19 protein-coding genes are annotated in these 21,778 nt (G+C 52.6%); 10 read left to right on the forward strand and 9 right to left on the reverse strand.

Features of this window, described 5'->3' with window-relative positions; all coding sequences use genetic code 11:
- Positions 1-21: 21 nt before the first annotated feature.
- Positions 22-414, reverse strand: a complete 393-nt coding sequence (locus tag VI01_RS06970; RefSeq protein ID WP_045814537.1) for a YgiW/YdeI family stress tolerance OB fold protein — start codon at positions 412-414, stop codon at positions 22-24.
- A 388-nt stretch (positions 415-802) separates the two neighbouring features.
- Between VI01_RS06970 and VI01_RS25820 the strand changes: the two genes are divergently transcribed.
- Entirely contained in the window at positions 803-928 is a 126-nt protein-coding gene (locus tag VI01_RS25820) for a hypothetical protein (protein WP_255352476.1), read from the forward strand.
- 71 nt (positions 929-999) lie between these two features.
- On the opposite strand, the gene VI01_RS06975 is transcribed toward VI01_RS25820, so the two are convergent.
- On the reverse strand, positions 1,000-1,251 hold the full coding sequence (locus VI01_RS06975; protein WP_045814538.1) for a hypothetical protein: 252 nt from the start codon (positions 1,249-1,251) through the stop codon (positions 1,000-1,002).
- 211 nt (positions 1,252-1,462) lie between these two features.
- Between VI01_RS06975 and lepB the strand changes: the two genes are divergently transcribed.
- On the forward strand, positions 1,463-2,398 hold the full coding sequence (gene lepB, locus VI01_RS06980) for a signal peptidase I (protein ID WP_045814539.1): 936 nt from the start codon (positions 1,463-1,465) through the stop codon (positions 2,396-2,398).
- 41 nt (positions 2,399-2,439) lie between these two features.
- Here lepB and VI01_RS24755 read toward each other — a convergent pair whose 3' ends face one another.
- Complete coding sequence (locus VI01_RS24755; RefSeq protein WP_072016973.1) at positions 2,440-2,625, reverse strand: general stress protein; 186 nt, start codon at positions 2,623-2,625, stop codon at positions 2,440-2,442.
- 199 nt (positions 2,626-2,824) lie between these two features.
- On the opposite strand from VI01_RS24755, the gene VI01_RS06985 reads away from it, so the two are divergent.
- The 4 genes from VI01_RS06985 to VI01_RS07000 all read left to right on the forward strand — a co-directional run bounded on the left by VI01_RS06985 (position 2,825) and on the right by VI01_RS07000 (position 7,761).
- Positions 2,825-3,427, forward strand: coding sequence for a LuxR C-terminal-related transcriptional regulator (locus VI01_RS06985; RefSeq protein WP_045814540.1), 603 nt, complete (start codon positions 2,825-2,827; stop codon positions 3,425-3,427).
- Between the two features lie 133 nt (positions 3,428-3,560).
- Complete coding sequence (locus VI01_RS06990; protein WP_045814541.1) at positions 3,561-4,283, forward strand: YoaK family protein; 723 nt, start codon at positions 3,561-3,563, stop codon at positions 4,281-4,283.
- Between the two features lie 205 nt (positions 4,284-4,488).
- Positions 4,489-6,351, forward strand: coding sequence for a PTS beta-glucoside transporter subunit IIABC (gene bglF / locus VI01_RS06995; protein ID WP_045814542.1), 1,863 nt, complete (start codon positions 4,489-4,491; stop codon positions 6,349-6,351).
- A gap of 15 nt (positions 6,352-6,366) precedes the next feature.
- The gene (locus VI01_RS07000) at positions 6,367-7,761 is read left to right on the forward strand and encodes a glycoside hydrolase family 1 protein (RefSeq protein WP_045814543.1); all 1,395 of its coding nucleotides are present in this window, start codon (positions 6,367-6,369) and stop codon (positions 7,759-7,761) included.
- 30 nt (positions 7,762-7,791) lie between these two features.
- Here the strand turns inward: VI01_RS07000 and licT are convergent, their stop codons facing one another.
- A complete protein-coding gene (licT, locus tag VI01_RS07005; protein WP_045814544.1) occupies positions 7,792-8,655 on the reverse strand; it encodes a BglG family transcription antiterminator LicT in 864 nt (287 codons plus the stop codon).
- Between the two features lie 447 nt (positions 8,656-9,102).
- On the opposite strand from licT, the gene fliD reads away from it, so the two are divergent.
- From fliD to VI01_RS07025, 4 genes are all read left to right on the forward strand, one after another.
- Entirely contained in the window at positions 9,103-10,521 is a 1,419-nt protein-coding gene (gene fliD, locus VI01_RS07010) for a flagellar filament capping protein FliD (RefSeq protein WP_045814545.1), read from the forward strand.
- A gap of 144 nt (positions 10,522-10,665) precedes the next feature.
- On the forward strand, positions 10,666-11,274 hold the full coding sequence (locus VI01_RS07015; protein WP_045814546.1) for an ATP-dependent Clp protease proteolytic subunit: 609 nt from the start codon (positions 10,666-10,668) through the stop codon (positions 11,272-11,274).
- Between the two features lie 25 nt (positions 11,275-11,299).
- A complete protein-coding gene (locus tag VI01_RS07020) occupies positions 11,300-11,614 on the forward strand; it encodes a helix-turn-helix transcriptional regulator (RefSeq protein ID WP_045814547.1) in 315 nt (104 codons plus the stop codon).
- Positions 11,611-11,946, forward strand: coding sequence for an SRPBCC domain-containing protein (locus VI01_RS07025; RefSeq protein WP_045814548.1), 336 nt, complete (start codon positions 11,611-11,613; stop codon positions 11,944-11,946). The genes VI01_RS07020 and VI01_RS07025 overlap by 4 nt, the downstream gene beginning before the upstream one ends.
- 155 nt (positions 11,947-12,101) lie before the next feature.
- Here VI01_RS07025 and VI01_RS07030 read toward each other — a convergent pair whose 3' ends face one another.
- From VI01_RS07030 to treZ, 5 genes are all read right to left on the reverse strand, one after another.
- Positions 12,102-13,298, reverse strand: a complete 1,197-nt coding sequence (locus VI01_RS07030; RefSeq protein ID WP_045814549.1) for an MFS transporter — start codon at positions 13,296-13,298, stop codon at positions 12,102-12,104.
- 88 nt (positions 13,299-13,386) lie between these two features.
- Positions 13,387-15,024, reverse strand: a complete 1,638-nt coding sequence (locus tag VI01_RS07035; protein WP_045814550.1) for a methyl-accepting chemotaxis protein — start codon at positions 15,022-15,024, stop codon at positions 13,387-13,389.
- A 255-nt stretch (positions 15,025-15,279) separates the two neighbouring features.
- Complete coding sequence (glgX, locus tag VI01_RS07040; RefSeq protein WP_045814551.1) at positions 15,280-17,355, reverse strand: glycogen debranching protein GlgX; 2,076 nt, start codon at positions 17,353-17,355, stop codon at positions 15,280-15,282.
- 41 nt (positions 17,356-17,396) lie between these two features.
- The gene (treY, locus tag VI01_RS07045; RefSeq protein WP_045814552.1) at positions 17,397-19,892 is read right to left on the reverse strand and encodes a malto-oligosyltrehalose synthase; all 2,496 of its coding nucleotides are present in this window, start codon (positions 19,890-19,892) and stop codon (positions 17,397-17,399) included.
- Positions 19,889-21,673: a malto-oligosyltrehalose trehalohydrolase gene (treZ, locus tag VI01_RS07050; protein WP_045814553.1), complete on the reverse strand. Its 1,785-nt coding sequence runs from the start codon at positions 21,671-21,673 to the stop codon at positions 19,889-19,891. The genes treY and treZ overlap by 4 nt, the downstream gene beginning before the upstream one ends.
- Positions 21,674-21,778 lie beyond the last annotated feature (105 nt).

Genomic DNA, 21,778 nt, shown 5'->3' on the forward strand with positions numbered 1-21,778 from the left:
TGAGGTGTGCCTATGATCGGATCAAGGTTCATCTATTCTTGAGACTTTTAGATGAGCATTTTCTCCTTTACCAAAGACTTTACCGCTGACTCGCACTTTATCCTCAGCATTGAAGGTTTTTCCCTTAAAAGTAGTGAGCGGTGCATAGATATTTACCGTGCCGGAACTGTCTCGGAATTGATAGGTATCGCCTTTAATCTTATGGGTGATGTAGCCTTCAAGCGTGACATACCCACCCTGACGAAAGTCTTTTATCAGCGTCACTGGGGTTTCTGCCGTATCTTCAGAGCCTTTATAACCTGCATCCTCCTTATTTTGTGGCGGTGGCGTTTTACCTGGCTCAAAACCTCCCTTTTCAGCGTGAGCCCCGAAACTCAATGACAACATTAATGCAACCCATGCAGCTTTATGCATATCTCATCTCCTGAGATGAATGTCTAATACTTAAGCATGGCACAAATGAGGGAGAGTAAACGCAGCCGCAGATTAATAATTTCATTTTTAAATACTCATTAAATGGCGAAAACTGTGGATAAGCAGTAGCTTGAAAGAAAATACCTCGTTTTAATGTGAGGGACATTGTGCACTAAGATTTTAAAACGAGTGATTGATTAGATTTCGTTTTTCAAACTGAGGGCCAGTGATAAACGAAGCATGTAGTTTAGAAAACTCACTTTACTAGTCGCGGTTAGTTTTTAAAAAATATTTTACGCTTGTTTCACAGAATCGGTTATTTAGTGCATCGCTTTAATCATCACCTAACTAAACTACCTATACCCAATCAGGGTGAATGGAGGTATGTATGTCAGAACGTCCAGATCCAGATGATGTTAAGCCACTGCCTGGCGACGATTTGCCTTTACCCGATGAAGAAGACGATGAAACTGACGATCGTGGCTTACCTGATGATCAAAAACCCATTATCTGATTCTCAATACAGAGCCGCTGCTGCGGCTCTTTCGTTCTATCTGAAGGTAAGTTTTGTTACAGAACAAAGGTTCAATCATTGGATGATGTATCATCTTTGATGTATTGCCGCATCGCTTCATGCATAGCACGATTACGATCTACCTCAAGTCCGCGCTCTTCATACTCTTTAGCCATGTTAATAATGACTTCATCGTACTTACCTTTGAAGCTAATGTTATTCAACGCAACCTGTTTAATCATCAGTTCGCGCAATACATCGGTTTCAATTTTTAACCGCTGCACGGTTTCCTCAAGTTCCTTTATTCTCTCTTCAGCTGACATCATCGCTCCCTATTAAAGTATGTTGATTAAGCAAGCCACGGTATTGAAATGAATATCGCATTGAAATGCTTATAACTCAAGCCTCTGCTTTTCAGTTTGAATAAGCGAGCCGTAAAGCACAGATGGGAGAGCAATAGCTTATTGTTTAGTTTATATTCACGGCGCATATTAACGACCCGCATTGATGACGCTGTAGCGCTGGAACCTTCTTATGATGAACATCTTCGCCCTGATTCTGGCCATTGCTGTGATTTTTAGCGGCCTGAGTTGGGCATATAGGCTTTGCGTTGTCTCTCGCGTCAACGTTGAGAAGAAAAAAGCAAAGTCCTCGCTCATGCAGCAGAGCCTATCCAAACGTCTTCCGGGCTGGCTGGATACGCCCGCATCGCTCTTTCCGTTGCTTATCATCGTGTTACTGGTTCGGGCTTTTGGCTGGGAGCCTTTTCGCATTCCTTCTGGCTCCATGATGCCAACCCTACTCACCGGCGACTGGGTGCTGGCAGACAAGTATTCATACGGGCTGCGAAATCCATTCAATCAGAAAACGCTGCTTTCCACCGGACACCCTCAACGCGGTGACATTGCGATATTTACGTTTCCTCAGGACGAAACGCAGTTGTTCATTAAAAGAGTCATCGGTTTGCCCGGCGACAAAGTGATATTCAATCCAGCCACACAACAGCTCACTGTTTTCCCTTTGTGCCAGCACAATCCATCTTGTGCGCGTGCGCTAGCCATTGACTATAGTGCGCTCAAAGCGGGCGAGTTCGTCGAGACTGCCGGAGCGCATCCGGGTTTCTATGCCAGGCCCATTGGCGAGGAAAAGCCTGCTGAACAGCGTTTACTGATGCGCACTGAAACGCTGGCGGGGGTGACGCATCGCATTTTGCAGAAACCTGAATTTACTGTTTCAGCATCGACGTTTTTCCATCAACCCGGTCAGCAGCCCGGAGAGTGGGTGGTGCCGGCGGATAGCTATTTTATGATGGGTGATAATCGTAACAACAGCTATGACAGCCGCTATTGGGGTTTTGTCCCTGAGCCTAATCTGGTGGGCAAAGCGGTGGCGATTGGATTCAGCATGGAAAAACAGGAAGGGCAGTGGCCGACAGGGTTGCGGTTAGCTCGCATCGGGCGGATCCATTAAGAGGAAATGCCAGTCCCTGGCAGAACAAATCCTAAAGCGCTTTACTCAGACTTTGTTGGAGGACGGCGACTTATCTTGCCTCCTTTCCGACCCGCTTCAACGGCGCGTTCAGGATCGTTTCTGAAGTTGCCTCCACTGGCTTTGCCTCCCGCTTTGCCAGCTTCTCTTGCCCGTGCCGGATCGTTAGCAAAATTCCCTGCACCGCCTCTGTAGCTCTGTTGTTTCATAGGAAGACCTCATATCAATGTTCCGTGAGAGATAAGGACTAGCTAGTCACTCCATAATTTTAGTGCGCGATTGCGGCTTCGCCAGCACGGGATAATTGATATTTTGTAGTCTTTATCGCACAAAAAAAGAAATGTTATCCGATTTAAAATAGCCACTAATCACGATTAAATGATTTTTTAAATTGTTTAAGTAATAAACATGAAAATATTAAATGTTGAAGCCAATTTCTGGGCCGCGCTTGGCTTAGAAAAGCTATTGATACGTGCTGGTTACCAATTCTTATCCTGCACCTCTTTATGTGATGCAAAAAAAATATTAATCGATCAATCAATCGAAGTGATGATTATTGAGTTAAAAACCGAAGCGGATGATATTGAATCTTCCTATACGTTTTTACGCCTGTTGCAGGCACTTTATCCTTGTATCCGCGTGTTGGTATTGACTGACATTAAAGATGCCGCGCTGCTTAATTTTCTTGCCCATGAATTTCATTCGGTTTTATTTCTGACAAAAAAAGCCTCATTAGCCAGTATTGTTCAAAACGTCAATACACTCGCTGAGAAGAGGCCTCATACCTCAACACGAATCCGTGTGCCTTCGCTCTCGCTGCAAGAATTTCACATGCTGAAATGGCTTGCCCGGTACAGCAGTCAGCAGGACATTGCCTTGCGTGTCAGACTGAATAACAAAACCATCAGTCACTATAAGCGATCGATTTGCGCTAAACTGAATTGTGAGAATAATGTTGAGTTTCATCATCGGCTTACGCAATACGGGTTTAATCGAACCCCTGTCGATTAATACTTCTACTGACGTTGTCCCTCTCTTATGACACCTGTTACGCCCGGTCAGTAAATGGCGTCTTTTGCCTGAGGCTTGAGAATTCCGGCTCGCAGGAGGAAGATATTCCCCTTTGCCAGGGCCGGGAATAGCCATGCTGATCACTTCCGAAAACACGCGCACTTTTAATACGGATACCCGACTCGCCTGTACGCTGGCGGCCGTGGCAGGTGCGCTGAACACTGCTGCATTTGAAACCGTCGGTTTTTTCTCAGCCAACATGACGGGCAACGTCTCGTCACTGTCCGACCATTTGGCGAAAGCGAATCTGCACGTTGGATTGTTCTTCCTGCTGATCGTGCTGCTTTTTATCGCCGGTTCTTCAGTTTCGACCCTGATCATCAACTCAGGCCGCAGACGACAAATTCGCGGGATTTATGCCATCAATATCCTGCTGGAAGGCGTGGCATTATTAGCGCTAGGCGTCATTGAGAGTTGGTTCAGCTTTAGTGAATCGGGAGTACTGCTGGTTCTCAGTTTGAGTTTTTTGATGGGATTACAAAACGCCGTGGTGACAAGAATTTCCAACGCACGCGTGCGCACCACCCATGTCTCCGGTACCGCCACCGATATTGGCATTGAACTGGCCATGCTGTTTGATGTGCTACGCCGTAAAGAGTCCCCGAAAGATGCGCCGCTCTATATCGAACGTTTAAAACTGCACTTCTTCACGGTGATGGCATTCCTGTTCGGCGGTGTGCTGGGTATTCTGCTGCTCAACGCGTTGAGCTATAAACTGTTAATTGTGATTGGCGTGATGCTTTCTGCACTCGCTTTGTCTGCATTACAACGTGCCGGGCATCTACTGCACTCCTGAACAATAATTGACGTCCCTCACATTTCTCAGCGTGTTTTTAGAAAACTGCTTGCTACTTTTTGGCAATGCTCCGCAATATAATCGGCGTTTAGGATTGTTACTGTTCGGCAGGCAAAACCTGAGGCGCGCCCTTTCTCGATAGCAGAGGGCGCGCCTCAGGTTTTTTTTTGCGCGAAATTCGGGGCGTTTTGCAGGAGAAAGGAAGATGCAATATCAGGAACTGGCAGATGACATTGTGGCAGGCGTGGGGGGAAAAGAGAACATTATCAGCGTGATGCATTGCGCAACGCGCCTGCGCTTCAAATTAAAAGAGCGTCAAAAAGCGCATACCGCCGAGTTAAAAAATAATCCTGGCGTCATTATGGTGGTAGAAAGCGGTGGACAATATCAGGTCGTCATCGGCAACCAGGTTGCGGAGGTCTATCGCGCGTTAACGGCACGCTATGCACTCGATCCTGCCGACAACGTGGAAGACACTACGCCACAAAACCTGTTTGCCCGTTTTATCGATCTGGTTTCCGGCATTTTTACACCGTTTATTGGTGTGATGATTGCGACAGGCATCATCAAGGGACTGCTGGCGTTAGCGCTGGTGCTCGGTGTGATGGACGCGAGCAGCGGCAGCTACAAAGTGTTGTTTGTCGCCAGCGATGGCCTGTTCTATTTCTTGCCGATTCTGCTCGGCTATAGCGCCGGGAAAAAATTTGGCGGTAACCCCTTTGTCAGCATGGCGATTGCCGCAGCGCTGGTGCATCCATTAATTCTGGAAGCGATGCAACAGCAGCAGGCAGGAAAGCCACTGACCTTTGTGGGCATCCCGCTGGAAATCCTCAATTACAGCTCCTCGGTGATCCCGATTATCTTTGCTGCGTGGGTCTCAAGCCTGATTGAGCGTTGGGTACATCCGCGTTCACCTGGCGCGGTGCGCAACTTTACGACGCCGCTGGTGTGCTTGTTAATCACCGTGCCGCTCACCTTTCTGGCCATTGGCCCAGCCGCGACCTGGCTCAGCCGCTTGCTGGCGGAAGGCTATCTGTGGATTTACAGCCTCAGTCCGATGATGGCGGGGGCGGTGATGGGCGCGATCTGGCAAATCTGTGTGATTTTCGGCCTGCACTGGGGCCTGGTGCCGATCATGCTCAACAATCTGACTAACTTTGGTCACGACACCTTACTGCCATTACTGATGCCGGCGGTATTAGGGCAGGCGGGCGCGACGTTAGGGATCTTCCTGCGCACACGTGATATCAAACTCAAAGCGATGGCGGGTTCGGCGTTCACCGCCAGTATTTTTGGCATCACTGAACCGGCGGTGTATGGCGTCACGCTGCCGCGTCGTCGTCCGTTTATTTTCGGCTGTATCTGTGGCGCGCTGGGTGCCGCCATTCTGGGCTTCTGGCACACCACCATTTACTCCTTTGGTTTTCCCAGCATTTTCACCTTCATCCAGGTTGTGCCCTCAACAGGTCTCGATGCCAGTGTGCTGGCATCCTTTGCCGGTGCCCTGGTGGCGCTGATTTTTGCCTGTGTCATGACCTATGTGTTTGGGTTGCAGCAGTCCGCGCCACCGCCCGCTGTGGCTGAACCCGTAGCCGCACCCGCAACATTGACGCGTCGTGAAAGCGTCGTCAGCCCGATGGCGGGGGAAGTGTTATCACTGGAAAAAGTCAAAGATGAGACCTTCGCGAGCGGTTTACTCGGCAAAGGCGCGGCCATTCTGCCGCAAGTGGGCCGCGTGGTGTCGCCGGTCAATGGCGTGGTTTCTTCGATGTTCCGCACCGGACATGCCATTGGACTGACGTCAGATCAAGGCGCGGAAGTGCTGATCCATGTTGGACTCGATACCGTAAAACTCGATGGGCAATATTTCCATCCTCAGGTGCAAAACGATCAGCCGGTGAAAATAGGTGACGTGCTGCTGGAGTTTGATATTGAGGCGATCAAAAGCGCTGGGTTTGACCTCACAACACCGGTGCTGGTGAGTAACAGTGATGATTTTATTGATGTGTTAACCCTGAATAACAGCGCGGTGAGTGAAGGCTCGCCGCTGCTGGCCGTGCTGAAATAACCAAGGAGCAAGTAAATGACTACACGTTTCCCGGATGCATTTTTATGGGGTGGCGCCGTTGCCGCCAATCAGGTGGAAGGTGCCTGGCAGGAGGGCGGTAAAGGGTTATCGACCTCGGATCTGCAACCTAAAGGGATTTTCGGCGCGCGCGTTGAACGCAGCGGCGACGATTTTGGCATCAAAGACACGGCGATTGATTTCTATCATCGCTTCCCGGAAGACATCAAGCTGTTCGCGGAGATGGGCTTTACCGTGCTGCGCACCTCGATTGCCTGGACGCGTATCTTCCCGCAGGGCGACGAAGCACAACCCAACGAAGAGGGGCTGGCCTTTTACGATCGTTTATTTGATGAGATGGCAAAGTACAACATTACGCCATTAGTGACATTGTCACATTACGAAATGCCGTATGGCTTGATTAAAAAATACGGCGGCTGGGGCAATCGCATCACTATTGATTGTTTCGAACGCTATGCGCGCGCGGTGTTCACTCGCTTCCAGCATAAAGTGAAGCTGTGGCTGACGTTCAATGAAATCAACATGTCGTTACACGCGCCCTTTACCGGCGTCGGCTTGCCGGAAGAGAGCGATCAACAGGCGATTTATCAGGCCATTCACCATCAGTTGGTGGCGAGCGGGCGCGCCGTGCGAGCCTGCCATGAGATTGTGCAGGACGGTAAGATCGGCAACATGCTGCTGGGTGCGCTGCTCTATCCGCTTAGCTGCCGTCCGGCCGATGTGCTGGAAACTCTGCAGCAGAATCGTGAGTGGTTATTCTTTGGTGATGTGCAGGTGCGCGGCGCCTATCCGGCATACATGAAACGCTTCTTCGCCGATCGCGGAATCACGGTCTCCATCACCGATGAAGACAAACGTGACCTGCAGAACACCGTGGATTACATCTCCTTCAGTTATTACATGACCGGTTGCGTCACCACGAATGAAGAAGAGAACCAGAAAGCGCAGGGCAATATCTTGTCGATGGTGCCTAATCCGCATCTGGCCAGTTCAGAATGGGGCTGGCAGATTGATCCAGAAGGGCTGCGTATCCTGCTTAACATCTTGTATGACCGCTATCAGAAGCCACTGTTTATTGTGGAAAACGGGTTGGGTGCCAAAGATGTGGTTGAGGCCGATGGCAGTATTAATGACGATTACCGTATCCAGTATCTGAATGATCACTTAGTCCAGGTGCGGGAAGCCATTGAGGATGGCGTGGAAGTGATGGGCTACACCTGCTGGGGACCGATTGACCTGGTCAGCGCCTCCAAAGCCGAGTTCTCTAAACGTTACGGTTTTATCCATGTTGATCGCGATGATGCAGGCAACGGTACGCTGGAGCGTTCGCGTAAAAAGAGCTTTTTCTGGTATCAGGACGTCATTCGCAGCCACGGCGCGGCCTTGAAATAACCTCGTTAACGGGCGCGCAGGCGCCCGTTTTCACGCCTCGTCGGCATCTTCCTGCAACGCTAAGGTCTCTTTGCGCACCCGCTCAATATGGATGGTGAGAAACATGCGCTCTTCAGCAGACAGGGCATAGCGGTATTTTTGCTGGATGTGGCTGTCGATCTTCAGCGCGCATTGATAGGCAATGGGATATTTATCGCGCACCACATCGTGCAATGACTCATCTTCACTGCATACGCCGCGTTTCCCGAGCATGCGCTGGGCAAAAAACTTCAGGTGGTTGACGAAGCGGTTGTAGCTCAGGCTGTCGGTGCGGTAATCCAGCTGCAACCGGTACTTCACGATGTGCAAAATCTCCTGCATAAATTGCGTCACGTGAGAGACATCGGCAAAATCACTGCCCAATTGTGCATTGACCAAATGCAGGGCGATAAAGCCCGCTTCATCGTCAGGCAAAGCCACATTAAGACGTTTGTCTATCAATGCCAGTGCTTCCATGCCAATCGCGAACTCTTTTGGATAGAGCGTTTTGATCTCCCACTTCAGTACATTGCGAATCGGCATGCCCTGCTGATGGCGCTCAATGGCGAAATGACAGTGGTCGCAAAGCGCAATCGAAAGGCTCTCATGCAGCGGCTGACCCAGCTGTTGACGTGCATTGGCGATGATTAACTCGCTGGTGGTGATGACTTCCAGCGGGATGTCGGAAAGCAGTTCGCTGAGCCTGCCTGTCAGAGTGTCACTTTGCAAAGCGAAGACTTTCTCAATCTGTTGCGTATCCAACGCATCACCCACGCGCTTATGAAAAGCCAGCCCGCGCCCCATGACGACCTGTTCTTTGCCGTTATCGCCCAGTACGACCACGACGTTGTTATTGAGGATCTTCGCGATTTTCATGTTTTATCTGCCCTGAAAAAGAAAAAACCTGACCCACCGGGAGGGCGGCGTGTCAGGTTTTGCCTGCGTTTGCACGCAGTAACAATCTGGCGAGATCATAAGCGGCTGCGTGATTCCGACAAGCGAGAGAGCGGTGATATGTGAGTTACGTCATGTTTTTGCGCCGCTGGAGACTCGTCACACGGGAGACCCTTCCGTCGCTATCTCGGTTTTTGCCAAAACGCGCCGGTTGATGATGCACAAAAGCCTATGCGAAAGCGAAACGTAAAGAAACAATCGGCATCGCTGATCCTCTGGAACGGGCGCTGGATGGGCGTTTTGCACCAATTCCGGGCGCCAGATAAGGATATTCGTAAGGATAGCGTAAAGAAATGATCTGGTTTTCATTAAAGGTTTGCCTTAAGTCGCCGATAGTACCGTAACGTCAAAATAACAGGAGTTACGTACATGGCCGGGATTTCAACTTTAGGTGTGGGTTCAGGACTGGGTTTGAGTACCATTTTGGATAAGCTGACCGCCGCTGAAAAACAGTCACTGACACCGATTTCAAAGCAACAGTCTGCCGCCACCGCGAAGCTTTCTGCTTACGGCACACTTAAAACCGCGATTCAGGCTTTTCAGACGGCTAACACCAAATTAAAAGATGCGAGTCTCTATACGGCGACCAGTACCACTTCCAGTTCGAGTGCATTTAGCGCGGATACCAATGGCAGCGCGCTGGCAGGGAAATACACCATCAGCGTGGATCACCTGGCGCAATCACAAACGCTGACCAGCGATGCGAAAACCGATGTCAAAGCGGCTATTGGCAGCGATGCGGCATCGCGTACCCTGAAATTTGTCACTGCTGATGGCAAAGAGAAGAGCATTACGTTAACCAAAGATCAGACTTCCCTGACAGCGCTGCGTGACACCATTAATAAGTCCGATGTGGGTATCAGCGCCAGTTTGATTAAAGTATCGGGAACCGAGTATCGCCTGTCCTTGACTTCTAAGGCGACAGGGACAGACCATGCGGTGACATCTCTTAGCGTCACGGGTGATGATACGCTGCATAGTTTTATTGGGTTTGATAAGTCCGATCAAACCAACAGTCACCTTATTCAGAGTGTGGAAGCGCAAAATGCCAGCCTGACCGTCAACAATGTGGCGATTCAAAGCAGCAGTAACACCATTGAAGACGCCGTGGAAGGGATTACGCTCAAGCTCAACGATCAGACGACCGGCACTCAGACACTGACCGTCAGTGCAGACACCAGCAAGGCGAAAAGTGCCATCACCGATTGGGTGAATGCCTACAATTCACTGCAAGATACGATGGGCAATCTTACCCGCTACACAGCGGTGGATGCGGGTAAAGAACCGGACAGCAAAAACGGTGCACTGCTGGGTGACGGCACGCTGCGTAACATCCAGACCCAGTTGAAGAGCATTCTTGCCAACTCGTCCGGTTCGGGAGTCTACAAAACGCTCAGCCAGGCGGGTATTACGACCGATCCCACCGATGGAAAATTGAAGCTGGATGCGGACAAACTTTCCAATGCACTGAAAGTCAGGCCTGACGCCATTCGCGATATGTATACCGGTGATGGTAAGAAAACCGGCGTCACCACGGTACTGGATACCACTTTTACCGCGTTTCTGAGCAGTAAAGGCGTGATTCAGGGGGCGACGGATAGCATCAGTAAAAAACTGAACCAGCTGACCGATCAGTACAACACCACCAGTAAACGCATTGATGACAAGATTGCGCGTTACAAAACCCAGTTCACCAATCTGGATAAAGTGGTTAGCGTTCTGAATAGCACCAGCAACTATCTCACACAGCAGTTTGATAATATGACCAGCAGCAACAGCAAAAAATAATTATTCCCGCGCTGCGGGCTTTTCAGGGCACTTTTCCGTGCCCGAATGATGAATATCGTCGTCTATTTGCATTGAATCATACTCGCTCAATAGATAAGTAAGTGCTAATGTGTGTGCTATCCCCATTTTTTGCGGAGTGGTACCATGCTTGACATTAACTCAACGTCTGCTGAAGCTGCAGCACCGTCCCTTAGCTCATCGTTGATGGAACATCTGATCAACGCCCGTAAGATCTTCATTACCGGCACCGTGGATGAAAAGATGGCGAAAGAGGTGGTACAGCATTTACACATCCTGGCAGCGATTAATCACCAGCCGATTACCGTATTTATCAACTCTCCTGGCGGACATGCGGAATCCGGCGACATGATCTTTGATGCCATCCGATTTATCGCGCCGGAGGTCATCATGATCGGTTCGGGTTGCGTCGCCAGCGCCGGCGCGCTCATCTATGCAGCGGCCAAAAAGGAGCATCGTTACGCGTTGCCCAACACGCGTTTCCTGCTGCATCAGCCCTCAGGTGGCATGCAAGGCCCCGCCAGCAATATGCAAATCTACAGCAATGAGATCGTGCGTATGAAAAACCGTCTTAACCTCATCTTCGCTGACGCCACTGGGCAGCCAATCGAAAAAATCGAGCAGGATACCCAGCGCGATTTCTGGTTGAGTGCGGAGCAGGCGCTGGAATACGGTTTGGTGAACAAAGTGATCATCACCGAGCAGGAAATTGCGGCAGATTATCTTGCTGCTTAAATAAGCCAGTGCTAATGTCATCGACATGATTGAAAATGCGATATTCAAAGCACTGGCGGATCCGACCCGTCGTGCCATATTTGAAAAGCTGTCGGTGGGGCGCATGAATGCCACGGCGTTGCGCGACGGGATGGAGATCAGCCAATCGGCGATGTCTCAGCATCTCGCGGTGTTACGGGGTGCGGGGCTGGTGCGTGAAGAGCGGCAAGGGCGCTTTGTGAACTATGAAGTCGATCCGGTTGGCATGACGTTTCTGGTCAACTGGTTAGCCAGGTATCGTGCGTTTTGGCCGACACGCATTGATGCCCTGAAAAGTTTGCTGAAGGATATGGACCAATGAGTGAAGCCGAGACAGCGATCGAACGTGTTGAGGAGTATCAACTGGACGCGCCACCGGAGAAAGTGTGGCGCGCCATCAGTATCGCCGAATACCGGGAAGCCTGGCTGCCCGATGCGGTATTAGCTGACGCTGAACCCCTTGCCTGTGAACCTGGCAGAGCGATCCGTTATCGTATGCGTGATGACACGCCCCCCTACCTTGAGAGCGAAGTGTCCTTCGTGATCGCGCCGGATGACGCCGGTGGCACCTTGTTGACCATTGTGCATCGCCTGAGCGATCCACGTCTGCAAGCGGCTAACGATGGATTCAGTCCGTTCATGCTGGCTGCCTAACAGAACGGGTTAATCATTGAGAGCAGCATCGGTTTTAAGTTGCTCAACTCTTCCAAATGCGCGAGCGACTCCAGCAGAACTTTAAGGTGCGCTATTTAGGTTTGCACAAGTAAGCTTAGTGTCAGCGGCAGAAGGCGGCCTGAGGGCCGCCTGATTTAAACGGATTGTTCAGCCTTTTTGAGGTCTCGGGAACCCGCCGCACCTGCACACACCAACGCCAGCAGCACCATGATCAGTACCGGCAACATCGCCATGCGCAGACCCGCGTGTTCACCAATAAAGCCCAGGCCTGGCGGTCCCACCAGAAAGGCCAGATAGCCAAGCGTGGCGGCGATGGTCACGCGAACCGCGCTGTTTTGGCCGTCGCCCGCAGCGGAGACGGTCAGTGGGAAGCCAAGCGATGCGCCAATTCCCCAGAACAACACCGCCGCTGCCGCCAGCCATTGGTTGTTGGAGAAAATGACCATCGCCAGACCCAGGGCAGCTGAGAATGCGCTGGCACGTAATACCAGCACACGGCCCACGCGATCCACGACATATCCGCCAAGGAAACGTCCCACCGTCATCCCCGCGGTGAAACCTGCGTACACCAGGGTGCTTTGCGTGTGATTGAGATGATGACCATCGATCATCAGTAACGGCAGCCAGTCATTGGCAGAGCCTTCCGCCAGCGCCATGGCCAAAATCACCACCCCAAGGATGAGCAGTTGGCGGTCGCGCAGCTCTCGTCCAACTTGCGCCAGAAACCCCCCGCTGTGAGCCTGATCATGTCGTTCGCTGTCGCTGGTGGCGGGTAAATGACGCAGTGCAGTGGCGACGATCAGCAGGTTCACCAGCACCACGGCGGCAAAGTGCCAGCTAATGCTGATATCCGCTGCCGTCATCGCAAGACCTGACAGAGCACCAATCAGCGTACCAAAGCTTAAGAAGCCGTGAATGGTGGTCATAATTGACTTGCCGATCAGCCGCTCAAAGGCTGCGCCTTCAACGTTTATTACCACATCGATTAGCGCTGTCCCTCCGCCCAGTAACACCAGGCTGGCGAACACCCCGTAAGCGTTATGCAGCAGTAGGGCAGCTAACATGACGGCGACGCCACTCAGCAGCAGCACAAAGCCATAGCGCATGACACGGCTGGTGCCACATTGCGCGATTAATTTTCCTGCCAGCAACACGCACAGCATGGAACCACAGGAAAAGCCGAACAGGATAAGGCCCATCATCTCGGTGGAGGCATGCAAAATATCGCGCATAAAGGGCGTGCGACTAACCCATGAAGCCCAGGTGAAACCGGGTAAAAACATCAGGCCGTAAATCGCCCATTTGCCGCGTAGCTGTTGCTGTAAATTCATCACTGTCCCTTAAGTGCCTGGAGGCATTGCCTGCGGCCAAGGGTAACAGAAAGCCTTCCTGCGCGCGCGGCGCAGGAAGGCGCAGGGCTTAAAAACTCTGCCAATCGGCGTCGTTCACCACGGTTAAACGCTGAGGTTTTGGCTGAGCGATTTTACGCAGAACAGGCTGTGGCACATCCATCGCATCGCTGACATGGAATTTGCCCACCAGTTGATTCAGGTTTCCCGCTTGTTCCTGCAGTGACTGCGAGGCTGACGCGGCTTGCTCGACCAGCGCGGCGTTTTGCTGGGTGACATCATCCATCTGATTCACGGCCTGTTGAACCTGCACAATGCCTTGGCTCTGCTCAACAGCCGCCGCAGCAATTTCACCGACCAACTGACTGACCTGATGAATGGCCTCGTTCATGACTTCCATATTGCGGCCTACATCGGCAGCTTGTGTGGCACCCGATTCGGTCAATCGGTGCGACGCTTCAATCAATACTTTGATCTCGCGTGCCGCATTGCTTGAACGCTGTGACAGGCTGCGCACTTCACCCGCGACCACAGCAAAGCCTTTACCGTGCTCCCCGGCACGAGCTGCCTCAACGGCTGCGTTGAGCGCCAGAATGTTGGTCTGGAAGGCGATACCTTCAATAATAGAGACGATCTCCGTGACTTTGCGCGAGCTGCCACGGATGTCATCCATCGTCGATAACATGGTGGTGAGCGATGTACCGCTCTTCTCTGATAGATCGCTGGCGTTGGCCGCTAACTGGCTCGCCTGGCGGGTGTTGTCCGCTGTCTGACGCACGGTCTCACTCAGCTCCGTCATACTGGCTGCTGTTTGTTCCAGCGATGCCGCTTGTTGTTCGGTGCGCGAAGAGAGATCTTCGTTGCCAGCCGAGATCTGCACCGACGCGCTGCTCACCGACTGCGACGCTTTACGCACTGAAGAGAGCGCCTCTGACACGCGCTGCATCAGAATATTGAACGCGTGCGCCATATTGCCTACTTCATCGCGGCGACTTTCATCGGCGCTCAGAGTCAGGTCGAGATTATCACTGGCAGCCATCATCACCTGGCCCACCGCGCTTAAACTGCGACGAATACGCATCACGGTAAATAGGGAGAACAGACCGAAGATCACCACGGTTGCCGCTACACCCGCAACGGTGGTCCAGAAGACAAAATGGAAGGTGCTTTGATTGGTGGCGCGCAAAACGTCGCCTGCACGAATGTTAAGTGCCAGTTGGGTCTGGTAATCACTGATTAACTGACGAATGGCGGCGCCTACACCACTGTTACCTTCCAGCAAACCCAGGCTCACTTCATTCTGGTGAGCACGTGAAGCCGCGAGGAAAGCAGGTAACTGCGACGCAACGCGCTGAATGTTATCCAAAGCGACATTCGTCAGGCGCTTGTCCTCTTCATTCGAAATATCATTCGCCATGTAGTCATCGGTCAGCGCTTTCAGTCCATTGATTTGCTCATCGATTTGTTTCTCAACCGCGGGCATGTTGCTGTCATGCAGTTGGCTTTGGTGTTTGTACAGCGTAATGGCTAACTGGTTACTTTGGTCGATCAGTTTGCCAATGTTTTTAATCGAAGGAATGGCGTTGGTTTGCACAAATTCAAATCGGTCCTGAAATCCTGACAATAGCGAGAGCGCAAGAATGGCCTGCAGGATGATGGCGCCAAACAACATGGAAAGGGTCAGCAGGAGACGCTGGGAGATGTTCATCTAATTATCCTTAATCTAAAAGCACCCCTGGTTCAGGAAAATCAGGGAATAGGGCAGATTAATAACCATCGGCAGATTGCGAGATTTAGTTAATTATTTTTTAGCGAGGAGTGATGGGGATCGGAAAATCCGCGGTGAAAGTGCAACATTTCTAACCGGTTCGGCACTATTAAATAGAACCAGTGAAAAGTAGTTAAAATTGCTAACCTCATCATCGTGCCGCTGTGAGGACTTCACAGCGGCACCAGATGGATCTTAAGGCCTTCTAAACAGCGCCATGCTGCGGCCTTCCAGTTCGAAATCCTTCTCTTTGGTGATCACCAACCCCTTGTTAGCCGTATCGGAGGTGGTGAGTTCCAGCACCCAACCGCCTTCGCCAAATTGCGGGATGCGGAAGGGCACATTGCCTTCAAACGGATTGAACAGCATCAGCACATCGTGCCAGATGCCCTCTTCGGTTTGCAGATCGGGACGACCAATATAGACGCCAAGCGTGCTGCCCTCCTCCCATTGATCTTCCTGCTGGAAGCCGCCTCCGGCGTTAAACCACTTAATATCCATGCCGTCGCGCCAGTTTTCACGGCGCAGCAACGGCTGTTTCGCCCTTAACGCCAGCAAATGACGGGTGAATTCGCGTAAGGCATCAGCGGATTCTGGCAGATTTTCCCAATGCAGCCAGGAAATTTCACTGTCCTGACAGTAACCGTTGTTGTTGCCCATCTGACTGCGGCCAAACTCGTCACCGGCCAGCAGCATCGGGGTGCCGTGTGAGAACAGCAGCGTCGCGAGGAAGTTACGCTTTTGCCGCTCACGCACAGCGTTGATGCCTTCATCATCAGTCGGACCTTCTGCACCGTAATTGTACGAACGATTATCGTTATGGCCGTCATTGTTATCTTCACCGTTCGCGTCGTTGTGCTTCTCATTGTACGACACCAAATCATTTAGCGTGAAGCCATCATGCGCGGTGAGAAAATTGATGCTGGCCCATGGACGACGGCCACGTTGATCATAGAGATCGCCGGAGCCGAACAGACGCGCGGCAAAGTCGGTAGAGACGTTGTCGCCTTTCCAATACTCGCGCACCGTATCGCGATATTTATCGTTCCATTCTGCCCAGCCTGGCGGGAAGCCCCCGACCTGATAGCCGCCCGGGCCGATATCCCAGGGTTCGCCAATCAGTTTCAATTTCGACAGCACCGGGTCCTGCGTCATGGCATCAAAAAAGCCGCCACGCTGGTCGAAACCCTCCGGTTCGCGCCCGAGAATGGTGCCCAAATCAAAGCGAAAACCGTCGATATGCATCGATTCCGCCCAATAGCGCAGAGAATCCATGATCATCTGCAATACGCGCGGATGCGAGGTGTTGACCGTATTACCGGTACCGGTATCGTTAATGTAGTAGCGATGCTGATCCGGCAAAGTGCGGTAATAGGAGAAGTTATCAATGCCTTTGAACGACAGCGTCGGACCCAGTTCATTGCCTTCAGCCGTGTGGTTGTAAACCACATCGAGGATCACCTCGATACCGGCATCGTGGAAGGCGCGGACCATATCACGGAAGCCCTGAATGCCACGCGGACCAAAGTAGCGCGAGGCCGGGGCAAAAAACGCCAGTGAGTTATAGCCCCAGAAGTTTTTCAGTCCTTTATCGAGTAAATGCTGATCGTCCGGGAACCAGTGCACCGGTAGCAACTCAACCGACGTGACACCGAGACTTTTGATGTATTCGACGGTGGCTTTGTTGCTCATGCCATCGTAAGTGCCGCGCATTTCAGGGGGCACTGCCGGGTTCAACTGGCTGAAGCCCTTAACGTGTGTCTCATAGATGACGGTCTGTGACCACGGGATAACCGGACGATTGCGGTCCTGCCAGTCAAATTCATTGGGATCGATCACCCGGCATTTTGGCGTAAAGGGCGCGCTGTCACGTTCATCGAAAGTCAGGTCTTTATCTTCATGCAGCAGGTCATAGGCAAAATGCGCATCGTTCCACTGGATATCACCCCGCAGCTCACGCGCATACGGGTCGAGCAACAGTTTGTTGGCGTTAAATCGGTGGCCGTTTTCTGGCTCAAACGGGCCATGCACCCGATAGCCGTAAAGTGCGCCGGGCTGCAGGCCGGGAATGTAGCCATGCCAGACTTCATGGGTATTTTCCGGCAGGTCAAAACGCGCGATTTCGTGCTGACCGCTCTCGTCGTAAAGACACAATTCCACACGCTCGGCGAACGCTGAAAACAGGGCAAAATTGACCCCCTCGCCGTCATAATTTGCGCCAAGCGTTTGACCCGAACCCGCGATAATTTCTAAAGGCTTTGCGTTAGACATTCATTCCTCTCCATCCGATGAACAGAAATACAGGCTTATTATTAACTGGCAATCAGCACCAGTGGCGCGTAAGGCGGTAAGTTATCTAAAGAAAGTTGTTCGTTAAGCGCGAAGGTTTCACCACTAAACAGGTTGCGATAGTGCCGATGGGCCAGCGACTCAGGCAGGGGAATGGACGTCTCAGCCCAGGTCGTGCTTTCCAGCATCAGGCGGGGCGTCACGACGATCAGGCTGTTTTCACTATCCTGCCGTGCATAGGCAATCAGATGCTCGGGATGCGCGCCTGTGGCAAACAGCGGTTGGTAATCGCCGAAACGAAACAGTTGCGGCTTATCCAGACGCAGGTGCAATAAGCGCGCAATCATCTGCTGTTTCAGTTTGCCGCTGCGCCAGTCTGAGGGCTGAGTGAAATCAGGATGGCCGTGCTCGCCCAGTTGCGCCTCCAGCACGGCATAATCGGGCTCGCGGCGGTTATCAGGGTCGACAAGACTGAAATCCAGCGCTTCGCTGCCCTGATAAATATCCGGAACGCCTGGCGCGGTGAGTTTAATCACCGTCTGGGCGAGACTGTTGATCAGGCCGGCATCGACGAAAGGTTGAATGGCCGCAAAGAAGTCCGTCAGGAATGCCTGGTTTTCTGCGGATAACAGATGCTGTGCGTATCCCAGCACCGCCTGTTCGTAGGCTTCATCGCCTTCTGACCAGTCGGTACGCAACTTGGCTTCACGCAGTGCTTTCTCCACAAAAGGTAAAAAACGTGTCTCAAGGGCACGCAATCCTTCGTGATCATCTGGATGTAAGGTGGCAGGCCACGCACCAGCCAGCGCTTGATACAGCATCCATTCAACCGCGGGTTCCGGGGCCGGGCCTTGGTTCAGTGTGAGTACCCTGGTTTGATTCAGCTCCCGCCAGCGCGTGACGTTCTCTGCCCAGCGTGCGGGTGCTTCGCTCAGCGAATAGAGTCGGGCCCGGGCATCTTCCCCACGTTTGGTATCGTGCGTTGACGTGGTCGAAAGTGCGTCGGGTTGATGATGCAACCGGTTTTGCATCTGCTGGTGGAAGTGTTCCACCGAGAAGGGATGCGGCAGCGGTTCCGCGCCGACTTCGTTGATGGCAAGGATGGCGTGATTGCGGAAGAACAGGGTGTCTTCCACCGATTTCGCCATCAACGGGCCGGTGAGCTGCTGGAAGCGCGTGCGGAAATCAGCGGCATCCGGTTCGCTTTGTTCCGAGACCGCACCGAGTAATATGGCCTGCAGGAAACTGAGTGCAGACGGGGACGCACTAAACTTCACCGTTTCCAGCACTTGCTGGAGAAGTGCTTCACCGGCCAGCGGCATGCCTGCCGGGCGACCATAGGTGCGGTAAACCGGGAAGGCAATGAGTAGCTCGCGCAGGGCAACATGCAGTTCTGCTTCCCCAAAATTGCGCTGTTCTAAATGTGCCACCCCGGTCGCGATGGCCAGCAGACGTGAAAATTCACCGGCGAAGTTGCGATCAACCATCAATTCACGGGCGGCGCGCAGACCAGCACTGACATCATTCCTTTCTTCGGTGACGGCTTCATAGGCCAGGTGCAACGCATCAATCTGGCTATCGTCGATCAACGCATGTGAAAGCGCAGCGATAAACTCATAGCCGGTGGTGCCGGAAATGGGCCATTCAGCCGGAATCTGCTCCTCTTCCGCCAGAATCTTCTCAACCGTGATGTAGCAATCTGCACCTGCGGCCTGGCGCAAACGCTGAAGATAACCTTGTGGATCGGCCAGACCATCAACGTGATCGACACGCAAACCACTCACAGCGCCGTTGTGAACCAGCTCCAGAATCAATGCGTGTGAGGCGTTGAACACGGCTTCATCTTCGACCCGTACGCCGACCAGCCCGGTGATTTCAAAAAAGCGTCGGTAGGAGAGATCTTTTCGTGCGTCACGCCAGTTGATCAACTGCCAGGGCTGCTGCTGATGCAACTCGGCAATGGCTGCGCGATCGTTGATGGCCAGCACCTCGTCGGCGCGACCTTGCCAGCTGGCGGGCGTCAGGGGATAAAAGCTGTCGTAGTAAGCCAGCGCCGGATGGCCGGTTTGCGGATGAGGTTGAATGCTCAATTCGTCGTTTTGCAGAACGCGTTCAAAATCTTCGCCGAGGAAGGGGAGCGTCAGGCGACGCGACCAATCGATATCGAAATAGCGCGCATACTGGCTGTTTTCGCCATGCTCAATCACATCGCGCCACCAGGTATTTTCCAGTGATGCCGCCATATGGTTTGGCACGATATCCAGAATTAAGCCGAGGCCTGCCTGCTGTAACGCCGCCGACAGTCGGTTAAAGCCGTCACGTCCGCCCAGAGCGGGATCGATCTCATTGGCATCGGTGACATCATAGCCGTGCGTGGAATCGGTGGTGGCAGTGAAGATTGGCGAGGCGTAAAGATGGCTGACACCGAGCCGCTGCAAATAAGGCAGCAGGGTAATGGCGCGATCGAAGGTCATGCCGTTGCGGAACTGAAGACGGTAGGTTGCTGAAGGAATCGTCATGCTTTTTCTCCCTGTGCCAGACGCACCACAATGGCATGTTGCGGCAACACATCATTCTCCTGCGGCCAGGCAAAAAGGGTTTTGCCTGCCATGGTCGGTAAGGGTTGTGCCTGCTTACTGATATTCAGCGCCAATGAGAGCTCGCCCTGCGGGAACTGCCAGCTCACCGCGATAAAACCTTTGGCCGTTTTCAGCACCTTGCCACTGTGACCGCCCGCTTTATCCAGCAGCGGCACAATGTGGCGCTGACGCAATGCCAGCAATTGCCGGGTGAATGCCAGCCAGGCTTTGCCTTTTTCACTCTCCAGCTTGCTCCAGTCGAGTTTTGACCGATTGAAAGTCTCTTCCGCATTGGGATCGGGCACGCTGTCGTCATGCCCCGCATGGCCGGTAAACTCGCGCGCGCGTCCTTCACGAACTGCTTTGGCCAGATCGCCGTGGAAATCGGTGAAGAACAGGAATGGGTTGGTTTCGCCATACTCCTCGCCCATAAACATCAGAGGGATATGCGGTGACAATAACAGCGTGGCCAGCAGCACTTTGGTGCGATCGGTGCCGGCCAGCGTAATCAAGCGATCACCCTGCGCACGGTTGCCAACTTGATCGTGGTTTTGAATGAAGTCGACGAAGGCAACCGGGGGTTGGGCCGCACTGGGTACGCCGCGCCGTTGACCACTCTGCGGCGAGATTTCTCCCTGATAGGCAAAACCTTCCGTCAAAATGCGCGCGATCTGCTTTTCAGGTACGTCGGCGAAATCCTGGTAGTAGGCATGGGTTTCACCGGTGGCAAATACATGGATGGCATTGTGGAAATCGTCATTCCATTCACCGGTAAACAGCGGTGCATGGCCCTGCTTGTCGCGTGGATGCAGGAAGGTGACATTGCGTGAATCTTCAGTGGTGAGGTGGATAGGGCGGTCCGTTATCTCACGACGAATGCGTTCAGCGATCTCGATCAACGCATGTTGGCTGGAGGTATCTTCGATCTGATCGATGGCATCAAAGCGCAGGCCATCGAGGTGATACTCCTGCAACCAGTACAGTGGCGCTTCAACGATGTAACGACGTGCGGCATCAACATTATAAGCGATGCCTGCGCCCCAGGGTGTCATGCGTTCTTTGTGGAAGAAATCAGGGGCCAGCAGAGGCAGATAATTCCCTTCAGGGCCAAAGTGATTGAGCACAATGTCGAGCACCACCGACAGGCCGTGTCCATGTGCGGCATCTACGAAGGCTTTGAAATCATCCGGCGAGCCGTAAGCGGAATGCGGCGCATACAACAGCACGCCGTCGTAACCCCAACCGCGATTACCACCAAACTGCGATACCGGCAGCACCTCGATCATGGTGATACCGAGCGTTTGCAAGTAGGGCAAGCGGGCAATAGCGGCCTGAAAGGTACCTTCGGGTGTGAAAGTCCCGATATGCAGTTCGTACACCACCGTTTCTTGCCAGGCGTGTCCGCGCCAATCGGTGTGTTGCCACGCATAGTGACGAGGGTCGATCACCACTGAAGGGCCATTCACCTCGGATTGCTGTGCGCGCGCGGCAGGATCGGGCACCTCCGTGCCATCCGCCAGGACAAAATGGTAGGTCGCACCGGGTTGTATGCCACTCAGTTGCCGTTGATACCAGCCGTCGTCGGAGGCTGACATAGGGTGATCGCCATCGGCGAGACGCAAGGTAATCTGTTGCTGACCCGGTGCCCACAAGCGAAATAGCACACTGCCATCTGCCTGAATCTCAGCTCCCCAGGATTTTTCAAATGATCTGAATTCCATTCAATTGCCTCGTTTAACCCTCGCAAGGGCAATGGACGACATTAAGCGGTCTACGTTCCGTTTAAAGATGCTGGCTGAGTACGATTTACAGCGGGACGACACGAA

Source organism: Pantoea sp. SM3 (assembly GCF_000963995.1).
Classification (GTDB): Bacteria; Pseudomonadota; Gammaproteobacteria; order Enterobacterales; family Enterobacteriaceae; genus Pantoea; species Pantoea rwandensis_B.

Coding starts and splice junctions, on each gene's coding strand:
- VI01_RS07000 (WP_045814543.1), top strand. CDS start 6,367: ATGACTACACGTTTCCCGGATGCATTTTTATGGGGTGGCGCCGTTGCC.
- VI01_RS06975 (WP_045814538.1), bottom strand. CDS start 1,251: ATGTCAGCTGAAGAGAGAATAAAGGAACTTGAGGAAACCGTGCAGCGG.
- VI01_RS06990 (WP_045814541.1), top strand. CDS start 3,561: ATGCTGATCACTTCCGAAAACACGCGCACTTTTAATACGGATACCCGA.
- VI01_RS07015 (WP_045814546.1), top strand. CDS start 10,666: ATGCTTGACATTAACTCAACGTCTGCTGAAGCTGCAGCACCGTCCCTT.
- glgX (WP_045814551.1), bottom strand. CDS start 17,355: ATGTCTAACGCAAAGCCTTTAGAAATTATCGCGGGTTCGGGTCAAACG.
- VI01_RS06970 (WP_045814537.1), bottom strand. CDS start 414: ATGCATAAAGCTGCATGGGTTGCATTAATGTTGTCATTGAGTTTCGGG.
- VI01_RS25820 (WP_255352476.1), top strand. CDS start 803: ATGTCAGAACGTCCAGATCCAGATGATGTTAAGCCACTGCCTGGCGAC.
- VI01_RS07030 (WP_045814549.1), bottom strand. CDS start 13,298: ATGAATTTACAGCAACAGCTACGCGGCAAATGGGCGATTTACGGCCTG.
- VI01_RS24755 (WP_072016973.1), bottom strand. CDS start 2,625: ATGAAACAACAGAGCTACAGAGGCGGTGCAGGGAATTTTGCTAACGAT.
- VI01_RS07020 (WP_045814547.1), top strand. CDS start 11,300: ATGATTGAAAATGCGATATTCAAAGCACTGGCGGATCCGACCCGTCGT.
- lepB (WP_045814539.1), top strand. CDS start 1,463: ATGATGAACATCTTCGCCCTGATTCTGGCCATTGCTGTGATTTTTAGC.
- treZ (WP_045814553.1), bottom strand. CDS start 21,673: ATGGAATTCAGATCATTTGAAAAATCCTGGGGAGCTGAGATTCAGGCA.
- VI01_RS07025 (WP_045814548.1), top strand. CDS start 11,611: ATGAGTGAAGCCGAGACAGCGATCGAACGTGTTGAGGAGTATCAACTG.
- fliD (WP_045814545.1), top strand. CDS start 9,103: ATGGCCGGGATTTCAACTTTAGGTGTGGGTTCAGGACTGGGTTTGAGT.
- bglF (WP_045814542.1), top strand. CDS start 4,489: ATGCAATATCAGGAACTGGCAGATGACATTGTGGCAGGCGTGGGGGGA.
- VI01_RS06985 (WP_045814540.1), top strand. CDS start 2,825: ATGAAAATATTAAATGTTGAAGCCAATTTCTGGGCCGCGCTTGGCTTA.
- licT (WP_045814544.1), bottom strand. CDS start 8,655: ATGAAAATCGCGAAGATCCTCAATAACAACGTCGTGGTCGTACTGGGC.
- VI01_RS07035 (WP_045814550.1), bottom strand. CDS start 15,024: ATGAACATCTCCCAGCGTCTCCTGCTGACCCTTTCCATGTTGTTTGGC.
- treY (WP_045814552.1), bottom strand. CDS start 19,892: ATGACGATTCCTTCAGCAACCTACCGTCTTCAGTTCCGCAACGGCATG.